The sequence below is a fragment of the Candidatus Pelagibacter bacterium nBUS_25 genome (assembly GCF_051200975.1).
Lineage (GTDB): Bacteria > Pseudomonadota > Alphaproteobacteria > Pelagibacterales > Pelagibacteraceae > Pelagibacter.
On sequence record NZ_CP172846.1, the window covers coordinates 112,360 to 139,229 of the forward strand.

Consider the following 26,870-nt stretch of genomic DNA (forward strand, 5'->3'; position numbering starts at 1 on the left):
TATATGGTAACATTTAGAAATAATAATAATACTAGAAGAAATAATTTTAGAAGAAATGATAGAAATTATAAAAGTAATGGAGATAGACCAAAATTTGGATCAAATTATTCAAATAATGACAACTTTAAAAGAAAAGCTCCAGGCAGAAATAACCACAATGCTCCGAAGTTAATTGAAAAATATAATGATTTAGCTAGAGAGGCTTCTTCTAATGGAGATAAGATATTGTCTGAAAATTATCTTCAGCATGCCGACCACTTCACAAGGATTTTGAACGAACAAGAAAATTATAAAAAACTAAAATTTGCTGAAAACAAATCTCATGAAAATGCTTTGGAAACACAGGAATCACGTGATAAATCTGAAGAAGGTAGTGTTGAAGATGAGAAAATTGTGGCAGAAATTAAACCAATTCTGAAAAATAAAACTGAAGCAAATTAGTTTAATCCAATAATTTTTTCAGACTTTTGAACATCTAATTTTATTTTAATAGTTTCAAATAGTTTTCTATTTTTCCCTTTCAAAACTTTACCTGATGGAAGCTTTAGCTTCTGAGAGTTAACTTTTTTTCCATTGACAATGACTTCATAGTGCAAATGAGGTCCTGTTGATTTTCCAGTTGAGCCAACATAGCCAATAGTTTGACCTTGTTTAACTCTAATACCTTTTTTAATACCTCGTGCAAATTTTGACATGTGAGCATAAATTGTTTCATATGTAGAGTTGTGTCTTATTTTAACACAATTTCCACCACCTCCACACCAACCAGCTTTTTTGATTATACCATTTCCAGAAGCCATAATTGGTGTTCCTTTTGGTGCAGCAAAATCAGTTCCCCTATGCATTTTGTTAAATCCATCAATAGGATGTTTTCTCATTCCAAATGATGAAGACAACCTTGCACCATTAATAGGTGTTTTCATTAATGCCTTTTGTACACTTTTTCCATTTTTATCATAATGACCTTCAGCATTTTCTTTATCAAAATAATATAATGAATTATCTTGACCACTTAACTTAAGATTTGCAAAAAGAATTTCCCCTGACTCAACTATTTTATTGTTCTCATCAACGAACACCTCATACATAATTTGAAATATATCTTCTTTACGAATATCTCTTTGAAAATCTACTTGAAATCCATAAATTCTAGCAAATTCAATTATAGTGTTTGGTGGTATATTTTTATCTGTTGCAGCTTTATAAAGACTTTGAAGTATTGTATTTTCTTTATATATAATTTTTTTATCTAATTTTACAGTCAGTATTTTTTCGTTAAATTTTAACTCGTCACTATTCTTTGATAAATAAATTTTTTCAGTATTTGAGATTTGAAAAATAAATTCTTTTATTTTATTATTAGTTTGATCTAAAATAATTTGAATTTTTTGATTAGTATTTAATTTATTTATGTTGAATTTTTTTAAAAGACTTTCTTTAATTGCACTAATTTCTTCTTTTTCAATTGAATAATCATTAAGAATTTTATCAAAAGTTTCTCCAGATTTAATTTTGTGATTAAATTTTTTATATTTAGGTTCTAAGTTATTAATAATTTCATTAAGAGTTTTTTTGAAATAAATATTATTTATAAAATTATTATATTGATTTTTACTTAAACTTTTTTGATGATTAGATAACACTGCAACTGTTATTGTAAAAATAACTAGAAAAATTAATCCTGATATTTTTAAGTTTTTAAAAAAATGTGATTGTAATTTTTTAAGCATTTATTAATGTTTTGATTAGAATTATTAGTTTAGCATGGTGAAAAAATCAAAAAAAACCCAATAAAATCATCAATTTTTAATATTTTTTTTATTCATAAATGCTTGATTTCCTTTTATATTAGCCTATAAGCGTCACACTTTCTCACGAATATTATTGTTAACACAATAGATAAGTGTGGATTATTGGGCTTTTTAGACCCAATTAGCTATTTAAAAAGTAAAAATTTAAGAAGAGAAGTGTGGACGGTTAAGGTTACCAAAATTTGTCGTACACACTTCAACATTATATAAATTTTATTCTTAGAATTTATATAGAAGCTAGTGTGCGCCGTTTTTAAACTTGAGAGTTTGATCATGGCTCAGAACGTACGCTGGCGGCACGCCTAACACATGCAAGTCGAACGAAGTAGCAATACTTAGTGGCAGACGGGTGAGTAACATGTAGGTATCTGCCCTTTGGCCTGGAATAACACGAGGAAACTTGTGCTAATACCGGATAAGTCTTTACGGAGAAAGCTTTATGCACCATTGGATGAGCCTGCACTTGATTAGTTTGTTGGTGGGGTAATGGCCTACCAAGACTGTGATCAATAGCTGATTTGAGAGGATGATCAGCCACATTGGGACTGAGACACGGCCCAAACTCCTACGGGAGGCAGCAGTGGGGAATCTTGCACAATGGAGGAAACTCTGATGCAGCGATGCCGCGTGAGTGAAGAAGGCCTTTGGGTTGTAAAGCTCTTTCGTCGGGGAAGAAAATGACTGTACCCGAATAAGAAGGTCCGGCTAACTTCGTGCCAGCAGCCGCGGTAATACGAAGGGACCTAGCGTAGTTCGGAATTACTGGGCTTAAAGAGTTCGTAGGTGGTTGAAAAAGTTAGTGGTGAAATCCCAGAGCTTAACTCTGGAACTGCCATTAAAACTTTTCAGCTAGAGTATGATAGAGGAAAGCAGAATTTCTAGTGTAGAGGTGAAATTCGTAGATATTAGAAAGAATACCAATTGCGAAGGCAGCTTTCTGGATCATTACTGACACTGAGGAACGAAAGCATGGGTAGCGAAGAGGATTAGATACCCTCGTAGTCCATGCCGTAAACGATGTGTGTTAGACGTTGGAAATTTATTTTCAGTGTCGCAGGGAAACCGATAAACACACCGCCTGGGGAGTACGACCGCAAGGTTAAAACTCAAATGAATTGACGGGGACCCGCACAAGTAGTGGAGCATGTGGTTTAATTCGAAGATACGCGCAGAACCTTACCAACACTTGACATGTTCGTCGCGACTCTAAGAGATTAGAGTTTTCGGTTCGGCCGGACGAAACACAGGTGCTGCATGGCTGTCGTCAGCTCGTGTCGTGAGATGTTGGGTTAAGTCCCGCAACGAGCGCAACCCTCACTTTTAGTTGCCATCATTAAGTTGGGCACTCTGAAAGAACTGCCAGTGATAAGCTGGAGGAAGGTGGGGATGACGTCAAGTCCTCATGGCCCTTACGTGTTGGGCTACACACGTGCTACAATGGTATCTACAACAGGAAGCAAGACTGCGAAGTTAAGCAAATCCCTAAAAGATACCTCAGTTCGGATTGCACTCTGCAACTCGAGTGCATGAAGCTGGAATTACTAGTAATCGTGGATCAGCGTGCCACGGTGAATGCGTTCCCGGGTCTTGTACACACCGCCCGTCACACCATGGGAGTTGGTTCTACCTTAAGGCAAGGTTTCAAACCCTTGACCACGGTATAGTCAGCGACTGGGGTGAAGTCGTAACAAGGTAGCCGTAGGGGAACCTGCGGCTGGATTACCTCCTTTCTAAGGATGAATGAAAGTAAAATTTCATTCTAAATAATATACATCGGTAATGTTGACCGTCCTCATTTCTCTTCTTAAAGTAATGTTTCCTTCTTGTAGGGCCGGTAGCTCAGTTGGTTAGAGCACACCCTTGATAAGGGTGGGGTCGAAAGTTCGAGTCTTTCTCGGCCCACCATACTTAACTGGGGGATTAGCTCAGCTGGGAGAGCGCCTGATTTGCATTCAGGAGGTCAGCGGTTCGATCCCGCTATCCTCCACCAGGAAACATTTAGTTATAAAAACTGTGAATAAATTTAATAATTAATATCAATATCTATATCCGAACATTAGTAATGTTATTAGCTAATGTTCAAAATAAAAATTTGATCACAACATAGATAAATTTTTCTGTAAAAAGAATTTTTTTCTGTGCATAAATCAAGCGTTTAAGGGCGTGTAGTGGATGCCTTGGCACTGAAAGCCGATGAAGGACGTGATATACTGCGATAAGTTTCGGGGAGCTGTATGTAAGTTTTGATCCGAAAATTTCCGAATGGGGAAACCCACCACTTTATGTGGTACTTTAAACTGAATACATAGGTTTAAAGAGACAACCTGGAGAACTGAAACATCTAAGTAACCAGAGGAAAAGAAATCAATTGAGATTCCGTTAGTAGTGGCGAGCGAACGCGGACTAGGCCAGTAGTTTTGTTAAAAAAATTTGAATAGTTTGGAAATGCTAACCATAGAGGGTGATAGTCCCGTATGAGTAATGTTTAACAAAATTCTTGAGTAAAGCGGGACACGTGAAATCCTGCTCGAATATAGGGGGACCACCCTCTAAGCCTAAATACTCTTCAGTGACCGATAGTGAACTAGTACCGTGAGGGAAAGGTGAAAAGAACCCCTATTAGGGGAGTGAAATAGAACCTGAAACTGCATGCCTACAATCAGTCGAAGCTCTTTTTAGAGTGACGGCGTACCTTTTGTATAATGGGTCAGTGACTTAATTTATTAAGCAAGCTTAAGCCATCTAGGTGTAGGCGCAGCGAAAGCAAGTCTTAATAGGGCGATTAGTTTAATGAATTAGACCCGAAAACGAATGAGCTTACCATGAGCAGGTTGAAAGTTGGGTAACACCAACCGGAGGACCGAACCAGTTGACGTTGAAAAGTCTTTGGATGACTTGTGGTAAGGGGTGAAAGGCCAACCAAATTCGTAGATAGCTGGTTTTCCGCGAAAACTATTTAGGTAGTGCGATGAATAAATAGATGCTTAGAGGTAGAGCACTAAATGGGCTAGGGGGAAGAGATTCTTACCAAACCTAATAAAACTCCGAATGCTAAGTATTGTTCTTCATCAGACAGACTGTGGGTGCTAAGGTCCATGGTCGAGAGGGAAAGAGCCCAGACCACCAGATAAGGTCCCCAAATTATGATTAAGTGTGAAAGGATGTGGAAATTCCTTAACAGCCGGGAGGTTGGCTTAGAAGCAGCCATCCTTTAAAGATAGCGTAACAGCTCACCGGTCTAATAGAGTTTCTGCGCCGAAGATGTAACGGGGCTAAAATCATATACCGAATCTGTGGGTTTATAAAACTTTCGAGTTTTATAAGCGGTAGCGGAACGTTCTGTAAGCCTGTGAAGGGATACCCGTGAGGGATCCTGGAGGTATCAGAAGTGCGAATGCTGACATAAGTAACGATAAAAGAAGTGAAAAACTTCTTCGCCGAAAATCCAAGGGTTTCTGCGCAAGGTTAATCCGCGCAGAGTTAGTCGGCACCTAAGGCGAGGGCGAAAGCCGTAGTCGATGGAAATAAGGTTAATATTCCTTAACCAGATGGTAGTGACGGATCTTGTAAGTTGTGTACTCTTAATGGATTGAGTATGCCGCGAAAAGGTTCCAAGAAATAGCTCCATCATTAGACCGTACCCTAAACCGACACAGGTGGATTAATAGAGTATATTTAGGCGCTTGAGAGAATGATGTTGAAGGAACTCGGCAAAATGCTTCCGTAACTTCGGGATAAGGAAGACCTGTTTTTAGGCAACTAGAGATGGGTGGCACAAGCCAGGGAGAAGCGACTGTTTATCAAAAACACAGGGCTCTGCTAACACGTAAGTGGATGTATAGGGTCTGACGCCTGCCCGGTGCTGGAAGGTTAATGCGGTTGGTGCAAGCTAACTTCTGAAGCCCCAGTAAACGGCGGCCGTAACTATAACGGTCCTAAGGTAGCGAAATTCCTTGTCGGGTAAGTTCCGACCTGCATGAATGGCGTAACGATTTCTCCGCTGTCTCCAACATCAACTCAGTGAAATTGAATTCTCCGTGAAGATGCGGAGTTCGCGTAGTTAGACGGAAAGACCCCGTGCACCTTTACTGCAACTTTACATTGGTATTAGGAAAAACATATTTAGTATAGGAGGGAGACATTGAAGCAAAGGCGTTAGCTTTTGTGGAGTCACCAGTGAAATACCTCTTTTGTTTTTCTTGATATCTAACTGATTGCCGTCATCCGGCATCAAGACATTGTATGGTGGGTAGTTTGACTGGGGCGGTCGCCTCCCAAATAGTAACGGAGGCGTGCGAAGGTAGGCTCAGAACGGTCAGAAATCGTTCGTAGAGTGCAATGGCATAAGCCTGCCTGACTGTGAGACTGACAAGTCGAGCAGAGACGAAAGTCGGTCATAGTGATCCGGTGGTTCTGAGTGGAAGGGCCATCGCTCAACGGATAAAAGGTACGCCGGGGATAACAGGCTGATACTGCCCAAGAGCTCATATCGACGGCAGTGTTTGGCACCTCGATGTCGGCTCATCACATCCTGGGGCTGGAGCAGGTCCCAAGGGTTTGGCTGTTCGCCAATTAAAGTGGTACGTGAGCTGGGTTCAGAACGTCGTGAGACAGTTCGGTCCCTATCTGCTATGCGTGTAGAAGAATTGAGAGGAGTTGACCCTAGTACGAGAGGACCGGGTTGAACATACCACTGGTGGACCGGTTGTAGCGCCAGCTGCAGTGCCGGGTAGCTAAGTATGGACGAGATAACTGCTGAAAGCATCTAAGCGGGAAACTCACCTCAAAACTAGTTCTTCCTATAGAGCCGTGGTAGACCACCACGTTGATAGGCCAGATGTGGAAGCGCAGTAATGCGTGCAGCTGACTGGTACTAATAGCTCAATTGGCTTGATTTATGCACTGAAAAAAATTTTAATTTATTTAAGATAGGTGATATTATAATTTCTAACCCCAACCTAACACAGGGTTTTTTTACAAAAATTTATTTTTTAATTAATACAAAGTGATTTGGTATAATTAACAAATCTGCTACTTGATCTCCCTCACTATTGACACGAGTAGATAAAATTTTTTGTTTCTTTTCTATTTTAAGATTTATATTTTTTTTATTATAAAAATTATCTTTAATAAATTTTATTCTTGCTCTTTTTTCATATTTTTTTACTAAACTTTCAAAATAATCTTTTGAATGAACATCAAAATACTCAAAAGCTCTAGGATTTCCTTTTTTATCAAACTCATCTTTTGGATGAACGTTTGTAAACTTAAACCATTTAGAATTAAAAACCATTTGTATCCTGTATGAAATTTTATGAATAGGGGTCCTTATTAAAATAATTTTTCTGGTAACTCTCAATAATTCTTTAATTGGATCTTCTATACTTGGAATATGAGTTAATACATTGCTACAAATACTAATATCGAAGCTATTATTTTTAAAAGGCAATTTTTGGACCCAGCCTTTTTTAAAATTTACATTTTTATCTTTAGACCATATTTTTTTTGCTTCATTAATATGTAATGCCCATGGGTCTATTCCAGTATATTTTAAGTTATGATTTTTAAATTCTCTTAAAAAACTTCTATAAAAATGACCCGTTAGGCAACCAGCATCAAGAATAGCATCATCTTTTTTAATATACTTTTTTAAAATTTTCATGTGAGCTTTAGCAACTTCCATTTCAGGAAATATACCTTTAGATCGCTTTATAGAAGTTTGAAGGTAAGTTTTATTTTTTTCACTTACATCATAGCATTGATTATATTTTTTTTTTATCATTTGACGACTTCTTTTTTATAATTTTGACTTTCTTTAAACCATCTTTTAAAAAATTCTTTAATATCTTTAGCTTTATCAAGTTTTAAATTTTTTTCTTCTATTCTATCAATTTTTTTTGCAATAATTAGTAGATAGTCACTATCTATATATCTATTTATAAATACAGGTCTAAATTTGTTAAGCACAAGTAAATTTGAAAGTGAGTTTTTGGTAAAATGAAATGGGTGAAGGTCTGGGTTATTTTTCCCAAAATACATTTGCAAAGGTTTTTTAAATGGTACTAAAATTCTACTGCTTTCAGCAACTACTATGTACCCATTTTTTTTTATTAAATTTGAGGCATTACTTACAATTTCAAAACAATTAGAAGTATTACATAAGGTCCACATAATTGTACCAACATCAAATTTCTTTTTTTTATTTAACAAATAAAATTCCTCAATAGTCCCATTAAAATTTTTAATTTTATTTTTTGTTAGAAGAGCACAATTCTTTTTTGAGGGCTCAATTCCAAACCCTTTACAATTAATTTTTTTTTTCAACATTGTTAAAAAATCACCTTCTCCAGCCCCAAAGTCACAAACTTCTTTATTTAAAAGGTTTAATTTTGAGAGAATTGTTTCCAAAACATAAGTATGTCTTGCAATAACAGCAGGAATTTTAGCTGTATATTTTGTTTCTGAAAAACTATTGCCAAAAATATTCTTCGACCAATCATCAGCAATTTCTGATGAACTTCTTCTTTTTATGACTGATACTAACCCAGAATATTTTGCAATATTGACTTCTTTGCCTGAGGTAAATTTTTTTGAATATGGAACAACATCATGCTTACCTTTTCCATAAAAATCGTTTATTATTTTTTTTTTATTAATCATATATTTTTTTAGAATCTTTCACCAAAACGCATAATTATTCCAACTCTTGTTTTGTTAGTAACATTTTCTCCAGACTTATGTAAAGTATTTGAGTCAACAAAAATAATGTCACCACTTTTGGATGAAATTTCTTTCTTAGAATATTTTTTTTTAATTTTGCCTAGATTTTTTATATAAATTTCGCCTCTTTTGTTTGGACTAACTTCATATCTTTTACTAAATAAATTTTTATTATGAAAAATATTTTTTTCATTATGTGATTTTGGCATTAAAACCAAAGCTCCATTTCCAGGCCAAGTATCAGTTATTGGTATCCAAGTGAATAAAGAATTATTTTTCTTTAAATATTGAAAATTATTTTCTTTAGGATTTGAATAATAACCAGACTCTTGATGCCAACCAATTGCATTTTTTTTATGATATTTTGTAAATAAAAATAATGAAAATTTAGCTGAAATAATTTGATTTTTTTTTAAATTTAATAGTTTTGATATGACGCTTATTGTTTTATTATAATTTGTTAAATCTCTAAAGATATTTAGTCTGCTTGAAACATCAAAAATATAAGCACCTTTATCTTTGCTATTCTTATAGATCCTAGGTAATATATCATCAATCAAATAGTTAAAATCATTTTTTTTTATATTTAATGACAATGATTTAGCAGTGTCTATTATAATATTTGATAACTCTTCTTTAATTCCAAATATTATTGAATTAGGGATAAAATTTTTTATTTTTATATAACCATCATCAAAATATTTTTTTTTGTTTAAAATCATAAATTACGTTTAAAGATATAATAATTATTACCAAGTCCACCACTTTTTTTAAACAAAATTTTGCAACTATTAATATATTTTTTCATTTCTTTTAAACTATATTTATCAAGATTAAGAATTAGCTTTTCAAGCTCATATATAAATATTTTATGTTCATCAAAAATATAATTGATTAAAGTTATTTTTGAAAATTTTGATTTATATTTTTTTAAATCATATCTAAATTTTTTTAAATCTACCTTCTTACTTTTATTGAAATCTGAAATATTATTAGTTAAATTTAAATTCAAGTTAAAAATTTTTTGCAATTTTTTATTTGCTAAATTATATTTATTCTTAATATGGTCTGAATTACTCATCATTAAAATCTTAGAAACTGCTGTTAGGTTTTGAAACTTAGAAAAAATATTCTCTTTGTAGCTTAATGGACTATCAAAACTTTTAATGATATTTACATCCGGAGCAGAAGAATAATAATCAAATCCTTTTCCAAGACTTTTTAAAATTTCATTAAATGAAATACCTTTAATTTTTGGATTTATGTAGGTGTCATGTATGATTGCTTTTATTGATCTGCCTCCAAATTTTTTACCTCTATACAAGTTTTCACTAAATAGCTCTAAGGCAATTCTTTCAATTTCTTCATGATTATCAAAATCAGCAAATTTACTAATAATAAGTCTTTGAAGATTCCTCTGAAAAAAACCCTCATTTGTTGCACACCCTAATATCAAATATCCATCATTTTTAACAAATTTTGAAATTCTTTTTAAAGCTAATGAAGGATCAGCAGTGTGATGTATAACTCCTATAGATGATACAATATCATATTTTTTATTATTAATTTTATTATCAAAAATTGATGCTTTAACGAATTTATTTTTTGTATTTTTTTTTGATAATTTTTTAAATACTTTCATTGCTCTATTTAAAGCAAGTTGATTCATATCAACCAAGGTGCAATTAGCTCCCCAATTATTATATGAAATGGAAGTATCTCCAGTACCAGCTCCAAAATCTATTAAATCAGATTGTGCAAACATTTTCTTTGGAAACTTTAAATTATTAAATATTAAATTTTCTAAATTCGATTTTCTTTGTTTAAACTTTTTTAAGTCTTCTAAAACGAAATGTATTGAAGGGTTATTTTTTTCATAAACTTTTAAAACATTTTTTTCGATTTTTTTTAATTTTTTCAACATAAGCTATATATATTTTTAAATTTTTATAAAAGCTCAAATGATTTTATTAATTCATTTTTCTTTTTTGTCCAAATTTCGTTATTTCTGTGCATTTCAACTATTTCATTAAACTTAATTAGATTAATATTCAAAAAATTCAAAACTTCATCCAAGTTATCTTCTGGGAATTCTCCATCATATTTATTAACATAGTCAATTGCTTCATTTCTTTTCATGTGATTATTTTGTACCATTCTAGAAACATCTCTTAAACATCTGCCAAAACCGAACTTTATATATTGCATATAGTAGTAGAGGTGATCAATATGATCATCCATGCTATCGTAGTTTTGAAAAGTACCAGTTATTCTTTTTTTACTAGTTTGAAAATTAAAATTTTTTTTACAATATTCAAAATTTTCGAATACATCCCACTTAAAAAAATATGAAAAATAATATGCCTTTATATCTTTTTTTAAGACTTTTTCTGCATCTGGATATCTGTACATATTTAAATCATTAAGTGATATTTTGTCATCAACCCAATTTTCAGGTATATCACCAATTTGATTTTCCAACACTTCATCTAAATCTCTAATTTTATCAGAATCTTTTGTTAGAACATTACCCCCATACTCACTTTCGCCATGTTCTGCAAAAAAAACTAATTTTATATTTTTTTCTGTTGCAACATGAAGAGGCAAAGAATTAACTCCAGCATCCCAAGCAACTTTTGGATTACCTCTTTCAACAAAAAATCTATTAGCAAGATAGCTAGATACATCTCCGTTTGGAGAAAAAAAATAATTATCTAGCCCACATTTTATTAATTTTTGTCTATTAATATACCCTATCTTACTTGGAATTAGTGGCGAGAAAGTTACCAAAAGTGGATTCATTTTATATTTAAATTTAAGTTTGTGAGCTATTGAACTACTATCCTTTCCACCACTCCAAGGTACTATGCAGTCATAATTACCATCTTTTGATCGATTTTGATTACAGATATCTAAGAATTCTTTTTCTCTATCAATCCAATTTATATTTTTTTTATTTGACACATAAATACAAGCATTACATATGCCATCTTTATTAAAGGAAACTCTAGGTCTTGAGTTTGGCATTAAACAAGAATTACAAACTTTAATTTTATCCATTTAACTTCTAATAAATATCGATTTATTTATATGATTCTTCAAACTTATTATACTTTTTTCAGTAAAATGAAAAATGTTAGTTAAAGATGCTGCAGATACATACTCATAAGACAATATTTTTTTAACGTGATCCCAATTGCCTGCTCCACACGAAATAATCAAAGGAATATTAATATGTTCATGAATTTTTTCTAATAGCTCGTTATCGTATCCTGTTAATGATCCATCTTTATTTACTGATTGTAAAAAAATTTCACCTGCATTTTCATCTTGTATTTCTTTAATATAATCAATTAAATTTAAAGAACTTTTTTTTTGACCATATTCTTGCATTAAATGATAATCATTATTTTCAAATTTAGCATCAACACAAACAACTATACATTGAGAACCAAATTCTTTTGCTGCTAAATTTATTATTTTTCTATCAATTATTGAGGCAGTATTTATAATAACTTTATCTGCGCCATTTTTTAAAAGTTTTTCAATATCGCTGAGTTTTCTTATGCCACCTCCAGCAGTAATAGGGATATAAGCATTCTTAGAAATTTTTTTCATTTTATCAAAAAAAATATTTTTTTCTTTATCGTTAAAGCTTAAATTTCTTGAGATATCTAGTATTACAAGTTCATCTACAGACCACATATCTACAAAATTGAGAGTATATCTATAATCTGGAAAAAATTTTTTAGTTCTAAATAGCACCCCATTCTTTAACATTAATGTTGTAACAATCCTTTTGGCAACCATATCAGCTTTCAATAAAATTCTTAATTATTTGCAATCCTTGTCTTTGACTTTTTTCAGGATGAGGTTGAATACCAAAGATATTATCAATTTTTATTGCAGCTATAAATTTTTCACCATAGTCGCATGTCATTAAATCAGATAAATCATTTAATTTGTAATTTTTTATTGCATATGTATGATTAAAATAAAACATTTGGTTATTATTTATATTGTGAAAAAAACTAGAATCATTTTTCATTAGACTTATTCTATTCCATCCAACATGAGGTAACCTTAAATTTTTGTTATTTATTTTTCTTACTTCAAGATCTAGCCACTCAAGACCACTATTTAAACCAAACTCATTACTATTTTTGCACATAAGTTGAAAACCCAAACATATACCTAAAATTTTTTTCTTCTTTACAACAACTTCCTCATTTAAAATTTCAATTAAGTTTAGCTTTTTTAAATTAGAAATACCTTTGTGAAACGATCCAACACCTGGTAAAATTATACAATCAGAATTTGAAATATCTTCTTTCTTGTTTGTAATTTTGCAAATATATCCAAGCTTTTCAACAGCATTTTTGACTGAGAGAGTATTGCCAAGTTCGTAATCAATTATACTTATCATCTTATCTTAATATTTATCTAGAAAAATTTTTAAGCTTATTGCAGAAAAAAGAAATTTACTTGTACTGTTTGTTAATTCATTTTTAAAGTTAATTTTTTTTATTTCCTTCAAGTTAATTAAATTAGCAAGAGTTTTATTTTGATTCAAAAAGTTAAATAAACTGTTTTGATTAAAGTTAGTAATAGACTTAAGATTTGAATTAAATCCAATTTTTTTTCTCTCTAATCTAATATCATCATGTAAAATTCCCTTCATGGCATGTCTTAATGGAAATTTAGTGTAAGAGTTGTTTATATATTGATTAACTGGAATGCTTAGAGCGTATTTAACAAGTTTTTTTGATAAAAATGGAGATCTATTTTCTATTGAGTTGTACATTGAGTTTAGATCATCCTCTTTAAGAATTACAGGTACTGACTCATGAAATAACTCATTTATCATTCTATTTTTTAAAATGTTATTTGAGTATTTCTCTTCATTAAATTTATGAATTTTTAATTTGTATATAAAATTGCTAATAAAATCTTTATCAAAATAAATATGATCTCTAAATTTAGGACTTTTTTCAAAAATTTTTGGGTCTCTTAAATATTTATTTCTAACTAAAGGCTTAATATACTTTTTCCAACTGTTAGTTTCATTTTTAAATATATCTTTTTGTTTTAAGCTACTCAGAAATAATAAAAAATGGTCATAATAGCCTGTAAAAATTTCATCTGCACCTGTACCAGAAAATATTACTTTATAATTAGACTCACTCGCCCTTTTTGAAATTTTTGAGTGAATGTAATAAGAGATAGTTGAAATAGGAGCATTATGATAATTGATCAGTTTTTCTAGGTTACCTAAAAAATCCTCATTTTTTTCTTTTTTAAGTTGAATGAAGTCAACATCACAATTTAAATCCTTTTTTAAAGTATTTATTTTATCTAATTCATTATATCTTTTATCACTATCAATTATTGAATAGCATTTTGGTCTAAGATTAAATTTTTTATAGCATAATGACACCAAACTAGCGGAGTCCACTCCACCACTCAAACAAAAGGCCAAAGGTACGTCTGATCTCAATCTTAATTTCATACTTTCAGTTAAAAGATCTTTAATCTTTTCATAATTTTCTACAGAGTCCTTGGATGTTTTTTGAGAAGTTAATTCATTTATATTAAGATATTTTTTATTTTTTAAATTAAATGAATTTAGATTAAGAGTCAGATTGCTACCTTGCTCTAATTCTTTAATGTTTTTATAGAAAGTATTGCTATCTTTATGCAAAGACTTATAGCCTTTTGCTAAATAATCATAAATTTTATTTTCATTTAAAGATTTTTGAACATTTTTTTTTAAAATCTCATTAATAAATTTTATTTCTGATCCAAAAACTAAATTATTTCCATCATAATAATAGAAAAAAGGTTTTTCACCGAAATTATCTCTTGATAAAAAGATTTTATTTTTTTTTTATCATAAATACAAAACGCCCACATCCCATCAAAATGATTAACACATTTTTCGCCCCAGTATTCGTAGGATTTTATTAAAACTTCAGTATCAGATTTAGTTTTGAATTTAAATTTTTTTTCTATTAAAAATTTTTTGATTTCTAAATAATTATATATTTCACCATTAAAAATTAATATCAAATTTTGTGTTTTAAATGGTTGATTTGATCTTTTATCTAAATCAATAATTCTCAATCTAGATGAAAATAGATTAATGTTTGATTGATTAGTAGTGAATTGAAATGATCCTTGTTGATTGGGACCTCTATTTTTCATTAATTTTTTTAAATTGATTGAAGCTTGATTAAATGAAAAATTTAAATACTTTTTTTTAGTTATATAACCAGCTATACCACACATAATATTCCTATAATTAAATGAAACTAAATTTTAATCAACAAAGAATGGCAATAATAATCTTTGCCCGATTGAATTCAAGAAGATTACCAAAAAAAGTAATGTCAAAAGTTGGATCAAAACCTTTATTATTATTTATTATTGATAGGATAAAAAAAAATTCTAATTTTAAATTACCCATAATTGTAGCAACGTCAAAAAATAAAAGTGACAATGAAATAGAAATATTTTGTAAAAAAAATAAAATAAAAATCTTTCGTGGTGAATTAAATGATGTTTTTAAAAGAAATTTAGATTGTATCAAAAAGTTTAAATTAGAGTCTTTTATCAGGGTTTGTGCTGATAGACCTTTTTTTGATGTAAAACTGATGGATAAAATGATTAAAAAATTTTTGTATTCAAATTTTGATATTATAACTAATCAATATCCAAGGACATACCCCAAAGGATTGGCTTGTGAAATAGCCAAAACAAGTATTTTTCTAAAGAATGAAAAAAATAAGATGTTAAAGAGACATAGAGAGCACATCTTTGAATATTTTTATGAAAATAACAAGAATTATAAAATTTATAATTTTAGGTTAGTTAAAAATTTTAAAAATTTACTTAAAAAAGATTTTAGCATAAATAATAATAATGATTTAATAAAGATTAATAAATTATATAACAAATATATTGATCAAGATTATATAGATATTTTAAAAATATTATGATTATTTTAGGAATTCACGATGGACACAATTCTGGCGCTTCTTTATTTAAGGATGGAAAATTACTAAGTGCCCTATCTGAAGAAAAAATTTCAAGAAAAAAAAATGAGTATGGTTTTCCTATAAAATCAATTAATTCAATCCTGAAGCATAATAATATTTCTAAAAGTCAAATTGATTCAATAGCAGTATCAACAAAAAATTTACCTCCAAAATATTACTTAGTTAAAAGAAACACCTCATTTTCATTACATGATTACATTAAAGAGCAAAATGATTATTGGTATAAAAAAATTTATGAAAATAAAAATGTTAAATATTTAGATGTATTTAAAAAAAAGATTTTAGGTAAAAAAAAATTATTCTATGATTTCTCAAAAATAAAAAATGAAGATGATTTTAGCGGAATGCAGATGGCTAGAAAAAAATTTTATAGCAAATATTTTTCTTTAGATGAAAAGAAAATATTTTTTTTTGATCATCATGAATGCCATGCGTATTATGGTTATTATGGAAGGGGAGTTATTAACAACAAAACTTGTGTAATAACTCTTGATGGAGGTGGAGATGGCTCAAATGCCACCATATGGATTTCAAAAAATGAAATATTAAAAAATGTATATAGAACCAATATTGGAAATCTAGGTAGAATGTATAGATATATAACTTTAATTTTGGGAATGAAGCCAACAGAACACGAGTTTAAAGTTATGGGGCTAGCAGGATATGCTCTTGAAAAAAGTGAATATTACCAAAAATCTTTGAAAATATTTAAAGAAACCCTTGGGCTGAAGGGTATTAAGTTTAAATATAAAAAAAAGATTAAGGATAATTATTTTTACTTTAAAAAAAAATTAAGTGGAGAAAGATTTGACACAATTAGTTATGCAATACAAAAGTATTTAGAGGATATTTTATTAGAGTGGTTTGGCAATATTTCAAAAAAATATAATATAAAAGATTTTATTTTTTCAGGTGGTGTAGCTCAAAATGTAAAAGCAACTAAAAAAATTTTAGAAAGTAAAAATATTTCATCCATATATGTCCCACCTGGTCCAGGGGACGAGTCATTAAGTATAGGTGCTGTTTATTGTTTTCTCTCTAAAAATAGAATTAATCAAAAAATATCCGATATGCAAAATCCATATGTTGGAATAAGTTTTAAAGATAGTGATTTAGATTTTATCAAAAAAATTAAAAATGTTAAAATTAAAAAAACAACTTACAAAGAAGTTGCAAATATTTTAGCAAAAGGAAATCCAATTGCACGCTTTTCTTTAGAGCCAAATGAGTTTGGACCAAGAGCTTTGGGTAATAGATCAATCTTAGCTGATCCTAGAAAGCAGGACATTATAAATTTGATAAACAAAAAGATTAAAGTTAGAGATTTTTGGATGCCATTCGCCCCAAGCATTTTAGAGGGAGATGCTAAAAAAATAATGCATGTTATTAAAAATCATAAAAACCCATACATGACAATTTCTTTTGATGTTAAGCAGAAATATATCGATAAAATTTCAGCTGCAGTTCATCCTTTTGACAAAACATGTAGACCACAATTTGTTTCAAAAAAAATTAATCCTGAATACTATAATTTGATAAAAGAGTTTAAAAAAATTACAAATATAGGAGTTCTTCTCAATACTTCATTCAATCTTCATGGAGAGCCAATAGTTTTTCAGCCAAAAGATGCAATCAAATCGTTTTTAAAAAGTGGTCTCAAATATCTTTATATTGGAAAATACTTAATTAAGAAAACTAACTATAAATAATATTTAAATTATCTTTAAATTTTGTACTTTTAAATTTTCCTCTTGTATCTAAAATAATTTTTGAGTTATTTGCTATAAGGTCATAATCAAAGTTACTGTGATCAGTTAACAAAATAGTTGCATCATAATTTTTTAGATTTTGTTTTGTAAGTTTAATTGAGTATTTAATTTTAGATACATTTCTACCTTTTCTTAATTTAGGAAAATATGGATCACAATAGTCGTATTTAATTTTTTTCTTATTTAAAATTTTAATAAACTCAAAAGATGGTGACTCTCTATCGTCATCTGTATTTTTTTTATATGCAACACCAAGAAGAAGTATCTTAGTTTTTTTTTTAATTTTTATTATTTTATGCAATTGTTTTATTGTCCAATTAGGTATCTGAGAATTGATAATTCCAGCTAATTTTATAAATTTTGGTTCATACCCATTTTTTTTTGAAATCCATGATAAATAAAATGGATCAATTGGTATACAGTGTCCCCCAAGTCCTGGTCCAGGTAGGAATTTTTGAAATCCAAAATTTTTTGTCGAAGCAGCATCAATTGTATTAAAAATATCTATGCCAAGTTTATTACAAATTATTTTCATTTCATTAACTAAGCCAATATTTACTGCTCTATATAAATTTTCTAATAGCTTAGATAATTCCGCCTCTTCTATTTTGTTTACTAATACTGTTCTTTTTACAAATAAGTTGTAAATATTTTTTATTATAATTTTACAATTATCAGAGTACCCACTAATTACTTTGGGAGTCGATTTGTAGCTAAAATTTTTATCACCAGGATTTTCTCTTTCGGGGGAATAACCTAAAAATAAGTTTTTTCCTAAATTAAAATTTTTTTTTATTATTTTATTTCCAAACTCTCTTGTCGCCCCTGGATAAACAGTACTTTCTAAAATAACTACATGATTATCTTTTATAAATCTTTTCAAATTTTTTGCACAATTAAAAACAAAACTCATATCAGGTTTTGTTGAATTAGGTTTTAGAGGTGTGGGTAAACAAACAATAATAACATCACATTTTGAAACAATTTCATAATTAGTGGATAAGTTGTTAGGATTTTTTTTAAAATACTTTGTTATTGATTGATCGCTTGATTGTATGTAGCTTTTTCCCTTTCTTAGTAGATTAATTTTTTTTGAGTCTGTATCTATCCCAAATAATTTAATTTTTTTTTTTAATAATCTGGAAGCTAACGGTAAACCTACATAACCAAGCCCAATTATACATACACTGAATTCTTTTTTTTTTATTTTTAAGATGAAATTTTTTATCATACTTGTATATATGACCTTTATGTTATTTAACTCAAAAGTCAATCCAGTCATGTTTATTGCCGAAGTTGGCTCAAATCATGAAGGTAATTTTTTAGAAGCAAAAAGATTAGTAAAAAATGCATCTAAATCTAAAGCAGATGTTGTTAAGTTACAAATATTTTCTGCAAAAAATATGGTTTCAAAAAAAAATGATGCTCAAAGATATAATCATTTTAAAAAATTAGAACTAACTACAAAACAGAATTTTGAACTTTTGAGAATAATTAAATTTTACAAAAAAAAAACTTCTGCTTCTATTTGGGATGTTGATCAAATAGATATATTCAAAAATTATATTGATATCTTCAAAATCGGATCAGGAGATATTCATAATTTTCAGATAATAAAAAAGGCTATTAAAACAAAGAAACCATTAATTTTATCAACAGGCTTGTGTAATCTTAAAGATATTAAAATAACTCTTGATTTTATTAAAAAAACAGACCGATCCTATATAAATAGGAAAAAATTAGCCATTTTACATTGCAATACAGCATACCCAACCCCCTTTGAAGATAGCAATTTAGGAACAATAAATTTTTTAAAAGAAAAATTAAATCTTACAATTGGATATTCTGATCATACGGTAGGAGATAAAATATTATTTTATTCATATTTAGCAGGCGCTAAAATTATTGAAAAACATTTTTCAAACACTATATCTAAAAAAACATTTAGAGATCATGCGATTTCTTTAAATAAGAAATTAGTAGATGAATTTTTAAAGAATTTAAAAAGAAATTCAATGTGTTATGGAATTAAAAAAAAATTATCAATTAGTGAAATAGAACAAAAAAATTTAATATCATTTAGAAGGTCAATCTATGCAAAAAAAAATATTAAAAAAGGTGAAAAATTTACTGAAAAAAATATAATTTGTTTAAGACCATTTTTGACAAATAGTTCCATGAATTATTATGAATTAATTAACAAAAAATCAAAAAAAGATTATAGCAATGGTGAAATTATATGAAAAAAATAATAGATCCAGTCATAACAGTCTATATTACAAATAAAAATTACGGAAAATATTTAGAAAAAGCAATTAAAAGTGTTCTTAAGCAATCATTTAAATTAAGAGAATTAATCATAATTGATGATGCTTCAACCAACTCTTCGAGGGAGATAATTAATAAATATAGAAAAGATAATTTGTGTAAGGCAATTTTTAATAAAGAATCAAAAGGACTTATAAAGTCTTCTAACATAGCAATAAAAGCTGCAAGAGGTGAATATGTAATTAGATTAGATGCTGATGATTATTTTGATCCAAATGCACTATCAGTACTTTACAATACAATAAGGAAAGAGAAAAATACTGCTTTAGTTTATTCAGATTATTATTTAATTGATGCCAAAGATAATATTTTGTCATTAGAAAAACAACTTTTGAGAAAAAATAATAATTTAGATCATCTACCTGTATTGGCTGCTTGTTGCCTAATAAGAAAAAATGCATTATTTTCTGTTAATTTATATGATGAAAGATTTACAAGACAGGACGGTTATGACCTATGGTATAAATTATTAGAAAATTTTCAATTTAAACATGTATCATTACCACTTTTTTATTATAGAAAACATGGACATAATCTAACTACAAATAAAAAAAAATTATTTACAACAAGAACAAGAATTTTAAATAAATTCTCAAACTTAAAAAAAATTACCAGTAAAATAAAAATTATTTGTGTTATTCCTGTTAGAGGAAAAAAAGCAGATATTAATTGTAATTCATTGGAATTATTCAAGGGACAACCATTATTGTTTCATACGATAAATGAGGCTTTAAAGATTAAACAATTTAAAAAAATAATAATAACGACCTTTGATGATGAATTGATTAAAGTTTTGAAAACAAAATATAAGAAGACGATTTATATTCATAAAAGAAAAGAAATTTTATCTTCAATAAATATGGACTATAAAAAATCTGTTATAAGTGCAATAAATCAATATGAAAAAGTAAATCCAGATATAGTTGTAATTTTGACATTTGAAAATCCCCTTAGGACAAAACATTATATAGAACAAGGTATAAGTAATTTAATCATTCATAATAGTGATCTGGTAATTGGTACTAGTCCAGATTTTGAAAATAATTATTATAAATTTGGTTCAAATGGAATTAAATCTCTCACTAACCAAAAAAATAAAAAACTAAAATTGGAAAAAAATATTATTCACAAAGATGTTGGTGCATTCTCAGTACTAAGATTTATACCTTACCTGAATAATAAAATTAATAAAATTACTAATATTGTTTTAGATAAAGATGATTCATACATAATTAATGATAAACAGGAACTTTTAAATTTAAACAAAATTACAAAAAAATAAATGAAAATTTTAATTACTGGATCAGCTGGATTTATCGGATTTCACTTATCAAATTTTTTACTTAAAAAAAATTATAAAATAATCGGTATTGACACTCTTAATAATTATTATGACAATAAATTAAAAAAAAAAAGACTTTCAATATTAAAAAAAAATAAAAATTTTAAATTTTATAAAATAGATATTAGTAATAAAAAAAAAATTGATAATTTTTTTGATAAATACAAAATAGATATAATTATAAATTTAGCCGCCTACGCTGGTGTGCAGTATTCTTTAAAAAATCCAGATATATATTTTAAAACTAATGAAATTGGTTTTTATAATTTATTAGAAAATGGAAAAAGAAAAAAAATAAAAAAAATAATTTTTGCATCATCATCATCAGTTGCTGGAACAAATGATAAAAAATTTTTTTCAGAAAAAGACAATACCGATACACCAATCTCTCTTTACGGGGCTACAAAAAAAAATAATGAGATTTTGGCTCATTTTTATGCAAGTAACTATCAGTTCCAGATTATTGGTTTAAGATTTTTTACAGTTTACGGCCCATATGGCAGACCCGATTTATCTATTTATAAATTTGCAAAATCAATAGAAGAAAATTCTGGAATAATTATTAATAATTATGGTCAACACTTTAGAGATTTTACCTATATAGATGATGTAGTTAAATGTGTTTTTAGGTTACTAGAGTTGAAAAAATTTAATAAAGTTGACCATAAAGTTAATAAATACTTTCAAATATTTAATTTAGGTGGTGGAAATAAAATTAAAATTACAAAAATAGTTTCACTTTTAGAAAAATATTTAAATAAGAAAACAAAAATTACAATGGGTCCTTTAAAAAAGGGCGATATTATTTTCTCTAGATCAGAAGTTGCAAAATTGAACAGAAATATTAAGTACTTCCCAAATACCTCTATCAAAACAGGTTTAAAATATTTTGTGGATTGGTTCAAAAGTAGAGACACTAACTAAATTTAAGAAATCTTTCGGATTAATCTATTTTTATCTAAAATTTTTGCAATCTTATAAATTTTAGATGGAGAAATAGATAGAATTTGAGCGATATTTGAAATGCTTATCCCATCACCATAATAAAGTAAATTAAACATTATAAATTCATCTTTTGTTAAAAAATTTTTTGAAACATCCCTGTATAAATTTCTTTTTGATAAAAAAGGTTCACATTTTGTTAAACTAAAGATTTTAATCTTATCATATTTTGTTTTTTTCTTTTTTAAATTTTTAAAATTATTAATTTTACTTTTATTAATTACTTTTTTTTTATTTTCAAAATTCACTAACTCAATAATTTTAATTATAAAATCAAAAGATTTCTCTAAATTTTTTGGATTGGTAATACTTAAATTATCTTTAGATGTATGATATTCTTTAAATTTTCCAAATCTAGTTTTTGTTAAAGTTACAACTGGTAAATTTATTCCTGGAAAATTATATTGTCTCTCGTCAGATCCACAATTTTGAAATTTAAATATATTATATTTAGAAAAACTTTTCAAAATTTTTTTTGTAACAAGATCAGAATAACTGTTGTTATATTTAGTTGATATCATTGAAAATTTTCCCTTGTCACCAAAACAAGTTACATGAAATCCTGCTCTAAATTTTTTTTTAATTGTCCTCAAATTTTTATTCAAATAGGCTATTGAACCAATAGTTTCAGGTAAAAATAAAATTCTTAAAGAAAAAAAACTTTCTATTTTTGAAAAATAGTTTGCAACATAAGCTAATATTACTGGAGCACATAATTCATTATTAACCATTGAAGGGTGACAAATATTTGTGCTTAAAAGAATTTCTTTAGTTGATTTTCCTTTTATCAAAATCTCACCTACAGACATGTGACCATTTTTTTTAAAATCTGAGTCAATATATACTTCATAATTTTTAGATTTTTCTAATTTTTGTCTTTTTTGATGCTCCAAACAAAATCCCCATCTTCTTTTATAATAAGATGTTATATATGGAATCGATTTAGGATATTTTTTAATTGAATGAAGATGATTGTTCAATTCTTTAAAAGAAATAGTTTTGTTTACTGGTTCTGAATAAGAAACTAGATGAAGATTATTTTTTTTGAAATCAATAATTTTTTTTCCATTACATTTTACGTAAGCATCCTTTACATTCCACTCACTAGGAATTTTCCAATCAAAAACACTTTGACCAGACTTGTACTCTAAAATTTTAAGTTTTTTTGCAATCTTTTGTAAAATTTTTAATGATTTTCTATTACCATTCCCGGTCAAACTTCTATTTATTGGGAAAAGCTGTTTAATTTTTTTATATATTTTTTCGCCTTGTTGATATTTTCTCATAAATTTTTATAACAGAGTAGGTGTATATAATAGTAATTTTATAAAATGAATAAAAGATTTGAAATAAAAATGAAAATTAATTCCAAGAGTTTTTATGTCGAGGATTGGTGTAAGTCTAAAAAAAGATTGAACAGATTGCATCAAGATAGAGAAATTAATAGTATTTATTTTGATACACACGATTTACAGTCAGCAAGTGATAATATAAATGGTTATGCAAACAGGGTCAAATACAGACTTAGATGGTATGGAAATGATAATAACCATGTAAATTTAGAATTTAAAATAAGATCAAATAGGTTTAATTTTAAAAAGATTTTTCCTTTAGGTAAAAACCTAGAAAATCTTAACCTTTTTGAAACTTTTAATGTTAGCAACAATATCTTTAAAAAAAATTATGAAAATGTTTTCAATTTGATTGGTTATAAAAAACTATTCCCAATACTTAATGTCAAATATTTAAGAAGTTATTATTACTATGAAAATATGATTGTTACTTATGATAGAAACATATCATATGGGCTATTTAATTCTAAAAATGTTGATAGAAAAAATGACTTTGGAAAAGTAATTGAATTAAAAATTCCTGAAAAGGAAATACATCGAACAAGTAAGTTTATTAATGAATTTCCATTTAAAATATCAAGAAATAGTAAATATATTACAGGATTAGCTATGTTGGGTAAAACTAGCTATATATAGAATGTTGTCTTTTTTTAAATCAATTTACTCAATAATTAAAATTAATAAACTTAACTCTATTTGGAAAAAAAGAGTTTTTTTTTCTGAGAATGAAAGTTATTCTTCTCACTTAAGGCCGCTTGTAAATGAATTTTTAAAAAATAGAAAAAAAATATTATATGTAACTAGTCAGATTAATGATCCGATATTTAATATTAAAGATGAAAATTTAACAGCTTTATATATTTCACCTGTATTAGGACAAATTTTATTTTTTAATTTTCTAAATTGTGAAAAATTGTTTTTAACTATGCCTGATATTAATAATTTCCATTTAAAAAAATCAAAAAATTGTAAATCATATATTTATATTTTTCATTCACCTGTAAGCACAAATATGATTTATAGAGACAAAGCATTTTTTAATTATGATGAATATTTATGTGTTGGTAATCATCATATTGAGGAATTAAGTGAATATATTGAAAAATATAGTTTAAAAAACAAAAAATTACACAAAACTGGATATTTTAAACTTGATGAAATTTATAAAAATAAAAATTCAGTTAATATGATTAAAAAAAAAAAAATTTTAATTGCACCTTCCTGGGGTAAAATAAATATCATTAATTTATGTGGAGAAAAGTTAATATCAAAATTGCTAGAGTCTAATTATGAAGTAATATTAAGACCACATATTCAATCATTAAAGTATGATGGCAAATTATTAAAAATTATTGAAAATAATTTCAAAAATTTTCATAAATTTAAAATTCAAAAAGAAAATTTTTCATTTAATGATTTTGAAACTTGTGAATTTTTAATTACAGACTGGTCGGGCATAGGAATGGAGTATGCTTTTGCATTTGAAAGACCTGTGATATACATAAATACTCCAAAAAAAATAATGAATAAAAATTTTAATGACATTTCAACGGTACCTCTGGAAGACAAAATTAGAGATAAAATTGGTCTTATTATTGAGCCCGAACAAATTGAGAACATTACAAGCATTATGAATTGCACAGATGTAAATGACCAGTCATTTAAAAATGCTATTATAAAATGTAGGGAAAAATTTATTTATAACTTTAAGAACTCAGCACTTGAAGCCTATAAATTATTTGCTGGCCAAAACTAATTTAATTATTTTTTTTTTTGATTTTTAAAATTAATCTTTTTATTTTATAAAATATATCTTTAATATAAAAAGTAATTGAAGCTACTATTGCGACTATAAAAGATATTATCATTGATAATGTGCCTGGCTCAATATAAGCATAAGCTGAATTTTGTAATAAAAAATAATAAATAACTACAAAGTAAGTAAGTCTTTTAAATTTCATGGACAAAACATATCAAAATATTTCAAATAAAAAAATACTTATTTCATGCATATCTATTTCAAGTTTAATATTTATTAATTCATGGATAAGATTAAACGTATTTAACATTAATAATAATTATCCTTTAAATGGTTATGATTTAGGATTAATTTTTGTAATTTTTTTTGCTTTTTTAATGTTGGTGACAATAAATTATTCAATAATTTTATACCTAAAAAAGAAAGAGTTTTTATATGTGTTATTTTTATCTTTATTATTAATTTTAGCAATTAATTCTATGCGATCATCTATAAATATGGATTTCATCAGTTTAAAGAATACACGAATACAGATTTTTTTTTTATTAATTATAACAATTATTTTATTCACTATTAAGAAAAATAAAAATTTAATTATAAATTTTTTTGTTAAATTTGGGTTAATTACATTTCCATTTTTTTTAATAATAATTTTTAAAATAATTATTAATTTATTTTTATTAAATCCATATGATAGTCAACTAACCCACAAGTTGTTAATAAATAATGATAACTATTTAATTAAAGAAAAAACTGAAAAAAATAAAATTATTTGGCTTATATTTGATCAATTAGACTCAAGATATTTTACGAATGATGTTTTAAAAAAACATCAATTAGATAATTTTTACAAATTAATATCTAAAAGTAATTATTATAAAGAGTATACTCCTGTTACAGAAGAAACTACGAAAGAAATTCCATCAATATTATCAGAAAAATTTTTCTCTGATTATAGATATTCAATTAAAGATAATAAAGTTAGGTTAGAATTTAAAGAAAAAAATTTAAATGATTATAAATTATGGAATGTTAACGAAACAATATTTAACAAAGTAAAAAATAAAGATTTAAAAATTTATATAAATGGATGGTATCATCCTTATTGTTCTTTATTTAAAGAATTTTATTCCAAGTGTTTTCAATCATTATATGGATATTTTACTACATTACAGTTTAGAGGATTTGTTAGAACATTTCTATATCAATTCATTTCTATTGTGCCCGCTTATGAAACTCTTATTAAAAATTTTAAGATAAATGAATTAAAAATATTTACCCAAGATGGATCGGAATTTTTGGAGAGTAAAATTAATTTTTCAAAATCACGTTTAAACTTTATTAATATATTAAAAGAAAATGATTTAGACTTTTATTTTTTTCATTCCTCTGTTCCTCATGAACCTTTTATCTATAATTCAAATAGTAAAAAATTAATTAATGATTTTTATAGGGAAAAATCATCATATATTGACAACCTTAAGCTTACAGATATCTTTTTAGGTGAAGTCATTAATTCTTTAAAGGATAATAATATTTATGACTCAAGCATAATTATTGTTCAAGGTGATACAGGAATTGGAAAAGATTATATAAATTCAACTTTAAAAGATCGAATAGGGTCCACGCCTTTAATAATAAAAAATAAATACCAGAATAAAAAAAATATTATCCATGATAGATTATACTCAAATGATCTTTACAAAAAAATAAGTGAAATTTATTGAGT

General features: G+C 27.4%; 21 protein-coding genes, 2 tRNA genes, 2 rRNA genes and 1 pseudogene. 13 read left to right on the forward strand and 13 right to left on the reverse strand.

The window, feature by feature from the left end; genetic code table 11:
• The first annotated feature begins 3 nt into the window (after positions 1-3).
• Positions 4-441, forward strand: coding sequence for a DUF4167 domain-containing protein (locus ACIJYH_RS00580; RefSeq protein ID WP_435163182.1), 438 nt, complete (start codon positions 4-6; stop codon positions 439-441).
• Here the strand turns inward: ACIJYH_RS00580 and ACIJYH_RS00585 are convergent.
• A complete protein-coding gene (locus ACIJYH_RS00585) occupies positions 438-1,730 on the reverse strand; it encodes a peptidoglycan DD-metalloendopeptidase family protein (RefSeq protein ID WP_435163184.1) in 1,293 nt (430 codons plus the stop codon). The genes ACIJYH_RS00580 and ACIJYH_RS00585 overlap by 4 nt on opposite strands.
• Positions 1,731-2,066: 336 nt before the next feature.
• On the opposite strand from ACIJYH_RS00585, the gene ACIJYH_RS00590 reads away from it, so the two are divergent.
• From ACIJYH_RS00590 to ACIJYH_RS00605, 4 genes are all read left to right on the forward strand, one after another.
• A 16S ribosomal RNA gene (locus ACIJYH_RS00590) occupies positions 2,067-3,541 on the forward strand.
• Positions 3,542-3,639: 98 nt separating this feature from the next.
• Positions 3,640-3,716, forward strand: a tRNA-Ile gene (locus ACIJYH_RS00595).
• A 9-nt stretch (positions 3,717-3,725) separates the two neighbouring features.
• A tRNA-Ala gene (locus ACIJYH_RS00600) sits at positions 3,726-3,801 on the forward strand.
• A gap of 155 nt (positions 3,802-3,956) precedes the next feature.
• A 23S ribosomal RNA gene (locus tag ACIJYH_RS00605) occupies positions 3,957-6,709 on the forward strand.
• Together the 16S and 23S rRNA genes with 2 tRNA genes alongside form the textbook arrangement of a ribosomal RNA operon.
• Before the next feature lie 86 nt (positions 6,710-6,795).
• Here the strand turns inward: ACIJYH_RS00605 and ACIJYH_RS00610 are convergent.
• The 9 genes and pseudogenes from ACIJYH_RS00610 to ACIJYH_RS00650 form a co-directional block, all read right to left on the reverse strand.
• A complete protein-coding gene (locus tag ACIJYH_RS00610) occupies positions 6,796-7,593 on the reverse strand; it encodes a class I SAM-dependent methyltransferase (RefSeq protein WP_435163186.1) in 798 nt (265 codons plus the stop codon).
• Entirely contained in the window at positions 7,590-8,471 is an 882-nt protein-coding gene (locus tag ACIJYH_RS00615) for a methyltransferase domain-containing protein (RefSeq protein WP_435163187.1), read from the reverse strand. The genes ACIJYH_RS00610 and ACIJYH_RS00615 overlap by 4 nt, the downstream gene beginning before the upstream one ends.
• An 8-nt stretch (positions 8,472-8,479) precedes the next feature.
• Positions 8,480-9,253, reverse strand: coding sequence for a phytanoyl-CoA dioxygenase family protein (locus tag ACIJYH_RS00620; RefSeq protein WP_435163188.1), 774 nt, complete (start codon positions 9,251-9,253; stop codon positions 8,480-8,482).
• The gene (locus tag ACIJYH_RS00625; RefSeq protein ID WP_435163190.1) at positions 9,250-10,455 is read right to left on the reverse strand and encodes a class I SAM-dependent methyltransferase; all 1,206 of its coding nucleotides are present in this window, start codon (positions 10,453-10,455) and stop codon (positions 9,250-9,252) included. The genes ACIJYH_RS00620 and ACIJYH_RS00625 overlap by 4 nt, the downstream gene beginning before the upstream one ends.
• 23 nt (positions 10,456-10,478) lie before the next feature.
• Positions 10,479-11,591 (reverse strand): N-acetyl sugar amidotransferase, encoded by a 1,113-nt coding sequence (locus ACIJYH_RS00630; protein WP_435163192.1) that lies wholly within the window; start codon positions 11,589-11,591, stop codon positions 10,479-10,481.
• Positions 11,592-12,353: a HisA/HisF-related TIM barrel protein gene (locus tag ACIJYH_RS00635; RefSeq protein WP_435163194.1), complete on the reverse strand. Its 762-nt coding sequence runs from the start codon at positions 12,351-12,353 to the stop codon at positions 11,592-11,594.
• Entirely contained in the window at positions 12,343-12,957 is a 615-nt protein-coding gene (hisH, locus tag ACIJYH_RS00640; protein ID WP_435163196.1) for an imidazole glycerol phosphate synthase subunit HisH, read from the reverse strand. Before hisH ends, ACIJYH_RS00635 begins: the two co-directional genes overlap by 11 nt.
• 6 nt (positions 12,958-12,963) lie before the next feature.
• A complete protein-coding gene (locus tag ACIJYH_RS00645) occupies positions 12,964-14,232 on the reverse strand; it encodes an asparagine synthase-related protein (protein ID WP_435164208.1) in 1,269 nt (422 codons plus the stop codon).
• Between the two features lie 141 nt (positions 14,233-14,373).
• Positions 14,374-14,819: pseudogene (locus ACIJYH_RS00650) on the reverse strand (asparagine synthase (glutamine-hydrolyzing)); the annotation flags it as partial.
• Between the two features lie 17 nt (positions 14,820-14,836).
• On the opposite strand from ACIJYH_RS00650, the gene ACIJYH_RS00655 reads away from it, so the two are divergent.
• Both ACIJYH_RS00655 and ACIJYH_RS00660 read left to right on the forward strand, forming a co-directional pair.
• A complete protein-coding gene (locus ACIJYH_RS00655; RefSeq protein WP_435163198.1) occupies positions 14,837-15,529 on the forward strand; it encodes a cytidylyltransferase domain-containing protein in 693 nt (230 codons plus the stop codon).
• A complete protein-coding gene (locus tag ACIJYH_RS00660; RefSeq protein ID WP_435163200.1) occupies positions 15,526-17,298 on the forward strand; it encodes a carbamoyltransferase C-terminal domain-containing protein in 1,773 nt (590 codons plus the stop codon). Before ACIJYH_RS00655 ends, ACIJYH_RS00660 begins: the two co-directional genes overlap by 4 nt.
• Here ACIJYH_RS00660 and ACIJYH_RS00665 read toward each other — a convergent pair.
• The gene (locus ACIJYH_RS00665; protein WP_435163202.1) at positions 17,285-18,589 is read right to left on the reverse strand and encodes a nucleotide sugar dehydrogenase; all 1,305 of its coding nucleotides are present in this window, start codon (positions 18,587-18,589) and stop codon (positions 17,285-17,287) included. The genes ACIJYH_RS00660 and ACIJYH_RS00665 overlap by 14 nt on opposite strands.
• Positions 18,590-18,638: 49 nt before the next feature.
• Between ACIJYH_RS00665 and ACIJYH_RS00670 the strand changes: the two genes are divergently transcribed.
• From ACIJYH_RS00670 to ACIJYH_RS00680, 3 genes are read left to right on the forward strand one after another with little or no spacing between them, the layout of a single operon-like run.
• On the forward strand, positions 18,639-19,601 hold the full coding sequence (locus ACIJYH_RS00670) for an N-acetylneuraminate synthase family protein (RefSeq protein ID WP_435163204.1): 963 nt from the start codon (positions 18,639-18,641) through the stop codon (positions 19,599-19,601).
• A complete protein-coding gene (locus tag ACIJYH_RS00675; protein ID WP_435163205.1) occupies positions 19,598-20,968 on the forward strand; it encodes a glycosyltransferase family 2 protein in 1,371 nt (456 codons plus the stop codon). The genes ACIJYH_RS00670 and ACIJYH_RS00675 overlap by 4 nt, the downstream gene beginning before the upstream one ends.
• Entirely contained in the window at positions 20,969-21,952 is a 984-nt protein-coding gene (locus ACIJYH_RS00680) for an NAD-dependent epimerase/dehydratase family protein (protein WP_435163207.1), read from the forward strand.
• 2 nt (positions 21,953-21,954) lie between these two features.
• Here the strand turns inward: ACIJYH_RS00680 and ACIJYH_RS00685 are convergent, their stop codons facing one another.
• Complete coding sequence (locus tag ACIJYH_RS00685; RefSeq protein WP_435163208.1) at positions 21,955-23,316, reverse strand: DUF4910 domain-containing protein; 1,362 nt, start codon at positions 23,314-23,316, stop codon at positions 21,955-21,957.
• 45 nt (positions 23,317-23,361) lie between these two features.
• On the opposite strand from ACIJYH_RS00685, the gene ACIJYH_RS00690 reads away from it, so the two are divergent.
• Both ACIJYH_RS00690 and ACIJYH_RS00695 read left to right on the forward strand, forming a co-directional pair.
• Positions 23,362-24,018, forward strand: a complete 657-nt coding sequence (locus tag ACIJYH_RS00690) for a VTC domain-containing protein (RefSeq protein ID WP_435163210.1) — start codon at positions 23,362-23,364, stop codon at positions 24,016-24,018.
• A gap of 1 nt (position 24,019) precedes the next feature.
• Positions 24,020-25,138 (forward strand): hypothetical protein, encoded by a 1,119-nt coding sequence (locus tag ACIJYH_RS00695; RefSeq protein ID WP_435163211.1) that lies wholly within the window; start codon positions 24,020-24,022, stop codon positions 25,136-25,138.
• A 1-nt stretch (position 25,139) separates the two neighbouring features.
• Here ACIJYH_RS00695 and ACIJYH_RS00700 read toward each other — a convergent pair whose 3' ends face one another.
• The gene (locus ACIJYH_RS00700; RefSeq protein WP_435163213.1) at positions 25,140-25,343 is read right to left on the reverse strand and encodes a hypothetical protein; all 204 of its coding nucleotides are present in this window, start codon (positions 25,341-25,343) and stop codon (positions 25,140-25,142) included.
• Between ACIJYH_RS00700 and ACIJYH_RS00705 the strand changes: the two genes are divergently transcribed.
• Complete coding sequence (locus ACIJYH_RS00705; RefSeq protein WP_435163214.1) at positions 25,342-26,868, forward strand: sulfatase-like hydrolase/transferase; 1,527 nt, start codon at positions 25,342-25,344, stop codon at positions 26,866-26,868. The genes ACIJYH_RS00700 and ACIJYH_RS00705 overlap by 2 nt on opposite strands.
• The last annotated feature ends 2 nt before the right edge of the window (positions 26,869-26,870 follow it).

What these genes read in the sequence shown, in the direction of transcription:
- ACIJYH_RS00660 (WP_435163200.1), top strand. Translation starts at nt 15,526, where the DNA reads ATGATTATTTTAGGAATTCACGATGGACACAATTCTGGCGCTTCTTTA.
- ACIJYH_RS00655 (WP_435163198.1), top strand. Translation starts at nt 14,837, where the DNA reads ATGAAACTAAATTTTAATCAACAAAGAATGGCAATAATAATCTTTGCC.
- ACIJYH_RS00700 (WP_435163213.1), bottom strand. Translation starts at nt 25,343, where the DNA reads ATGAAATTTAAAAGACTTACTTACTTTGTAGTTATTTATTATTTTTTA.
- ACIJYH_RS00615 (WP_435163187.1), bottom strand. Translation starts at nt 8,471, where the DNA reads ATGATTAATAAAAAAAAAATAATAAACGATTTTTATGGAAAAGGTAAG.
- ACIJYH_RS00690 (WP_435163210.1), top strand. Translation starts at nt 23,362, where the DNA reads ATGAATAAAAGATTTGAAATAAAAATGAAAATTAATTCCAAGAGTTTT.
- ACIJYH_RS00585 (WP_435163184.1), bottom strand. Translation starts at nt 1,730, where the DNA reads ATGCTTAAAAAATTACAATCACATTTTTTTAAAAACTTAAAAATATCA.
- ACIJYH_RS00610 (WP_435163186.1), bottom strand. Translation starts at nt 7,593, where the DNA reads ATGATAAAAAAAAAATATAATCAATGCTATGATGTAAGTGAAAAAAAT.
- ACIJYH_RS00675 (WP_435163205.1), top strand. Translation starts at nt 19,598, where the DNA reads ATGAAAAAAATAATAGATCCAGTCATAACAGTCTATATTACAAATAAA.
- ACIJYH_RS00685 (WP_435163208.1), bottom strand. Translation starts at nt 23,316, where the DNA reads ATGAGAAAATATCAACAAGGCGAAAAAATATATAAAAAAATTAAACAG.
- ACIJYH_RS00705 (WP_435163214.1), top strand. Translation starts at nt 25,342, where the DNA reads ATGGACAAAACATATCAAAATATTTCAAATAAAAAAATACTTATTTCA.
- ACIJYH_RS00580 (WP_435163182.1), top strand. Translation starts at nt 4, where the DNA reads ATGGTAACATTTAGAAATAATAATAATACTAGAAGAAATAATTTTAGA.
- hisH (WP_435163196.1), bottom strand. Translation starts at nt 12,957, where the DNA reads ATGATAAGTATAATTGATTACGAACTTGGCAATACTCTCTCAGTCAAA.
- ACIJYH_RS00620 (WP_435163188.1), bottom strand. Translation starts at nt 9,253, where the DNA reads ATGATTTTAAACAAAAAAAAATATTTTGATGATGGTTATATAAAAATA.
- ACIJYH_RS00630 (WP_435163192.1), bottom strand. Translation starts at nt 11,591, where the DNA reads ATGGATAAAATTAAAGTTTGTAATTCTTGTTTAATGCCAAACTCAAGA.
- ACIJYH_RS00695 (WP_435163211.1), top strand. Translation starts at nt 24,020, where the DNA reads ATGTTGTCTTTTTTTAAATCAATTTACTCAATAATTAAAATTAATAAA.
- ACIJYH_RS00665 (WP_435163202.1), bottom strand. Translation starts at nt 18,589, where the DNA reads ATGATAAAAAATTTCATCTTAAAAATAAAAAAAAAAGAATTCAGTGTA.
- ACIJYH_RS00680 (WP_435163207.1), top strand. Translation starts at nt 20,969, where the DNA reads ATGAAAATTTTAATTACTGGATCAGCTGGATTTATCGGATTTCACTTA.
- ACIJYH_RS00625 (WP_435163190.1), bottom strand. Translation starts at nt 10,455, where the DNA reads ATGTTGAAAAAATTAAAAAAAATCGAAAAAAATGTTTTAAAAGTTTAT.
- ACIJYH_RS00670 (WP_435163204.1), top strand. Translation starts at nt 18,639, where the DNA reads ATGTTTATTGCCGAAGTTGGCTCAAATCATGAAGGTAATTTTTTAGAA.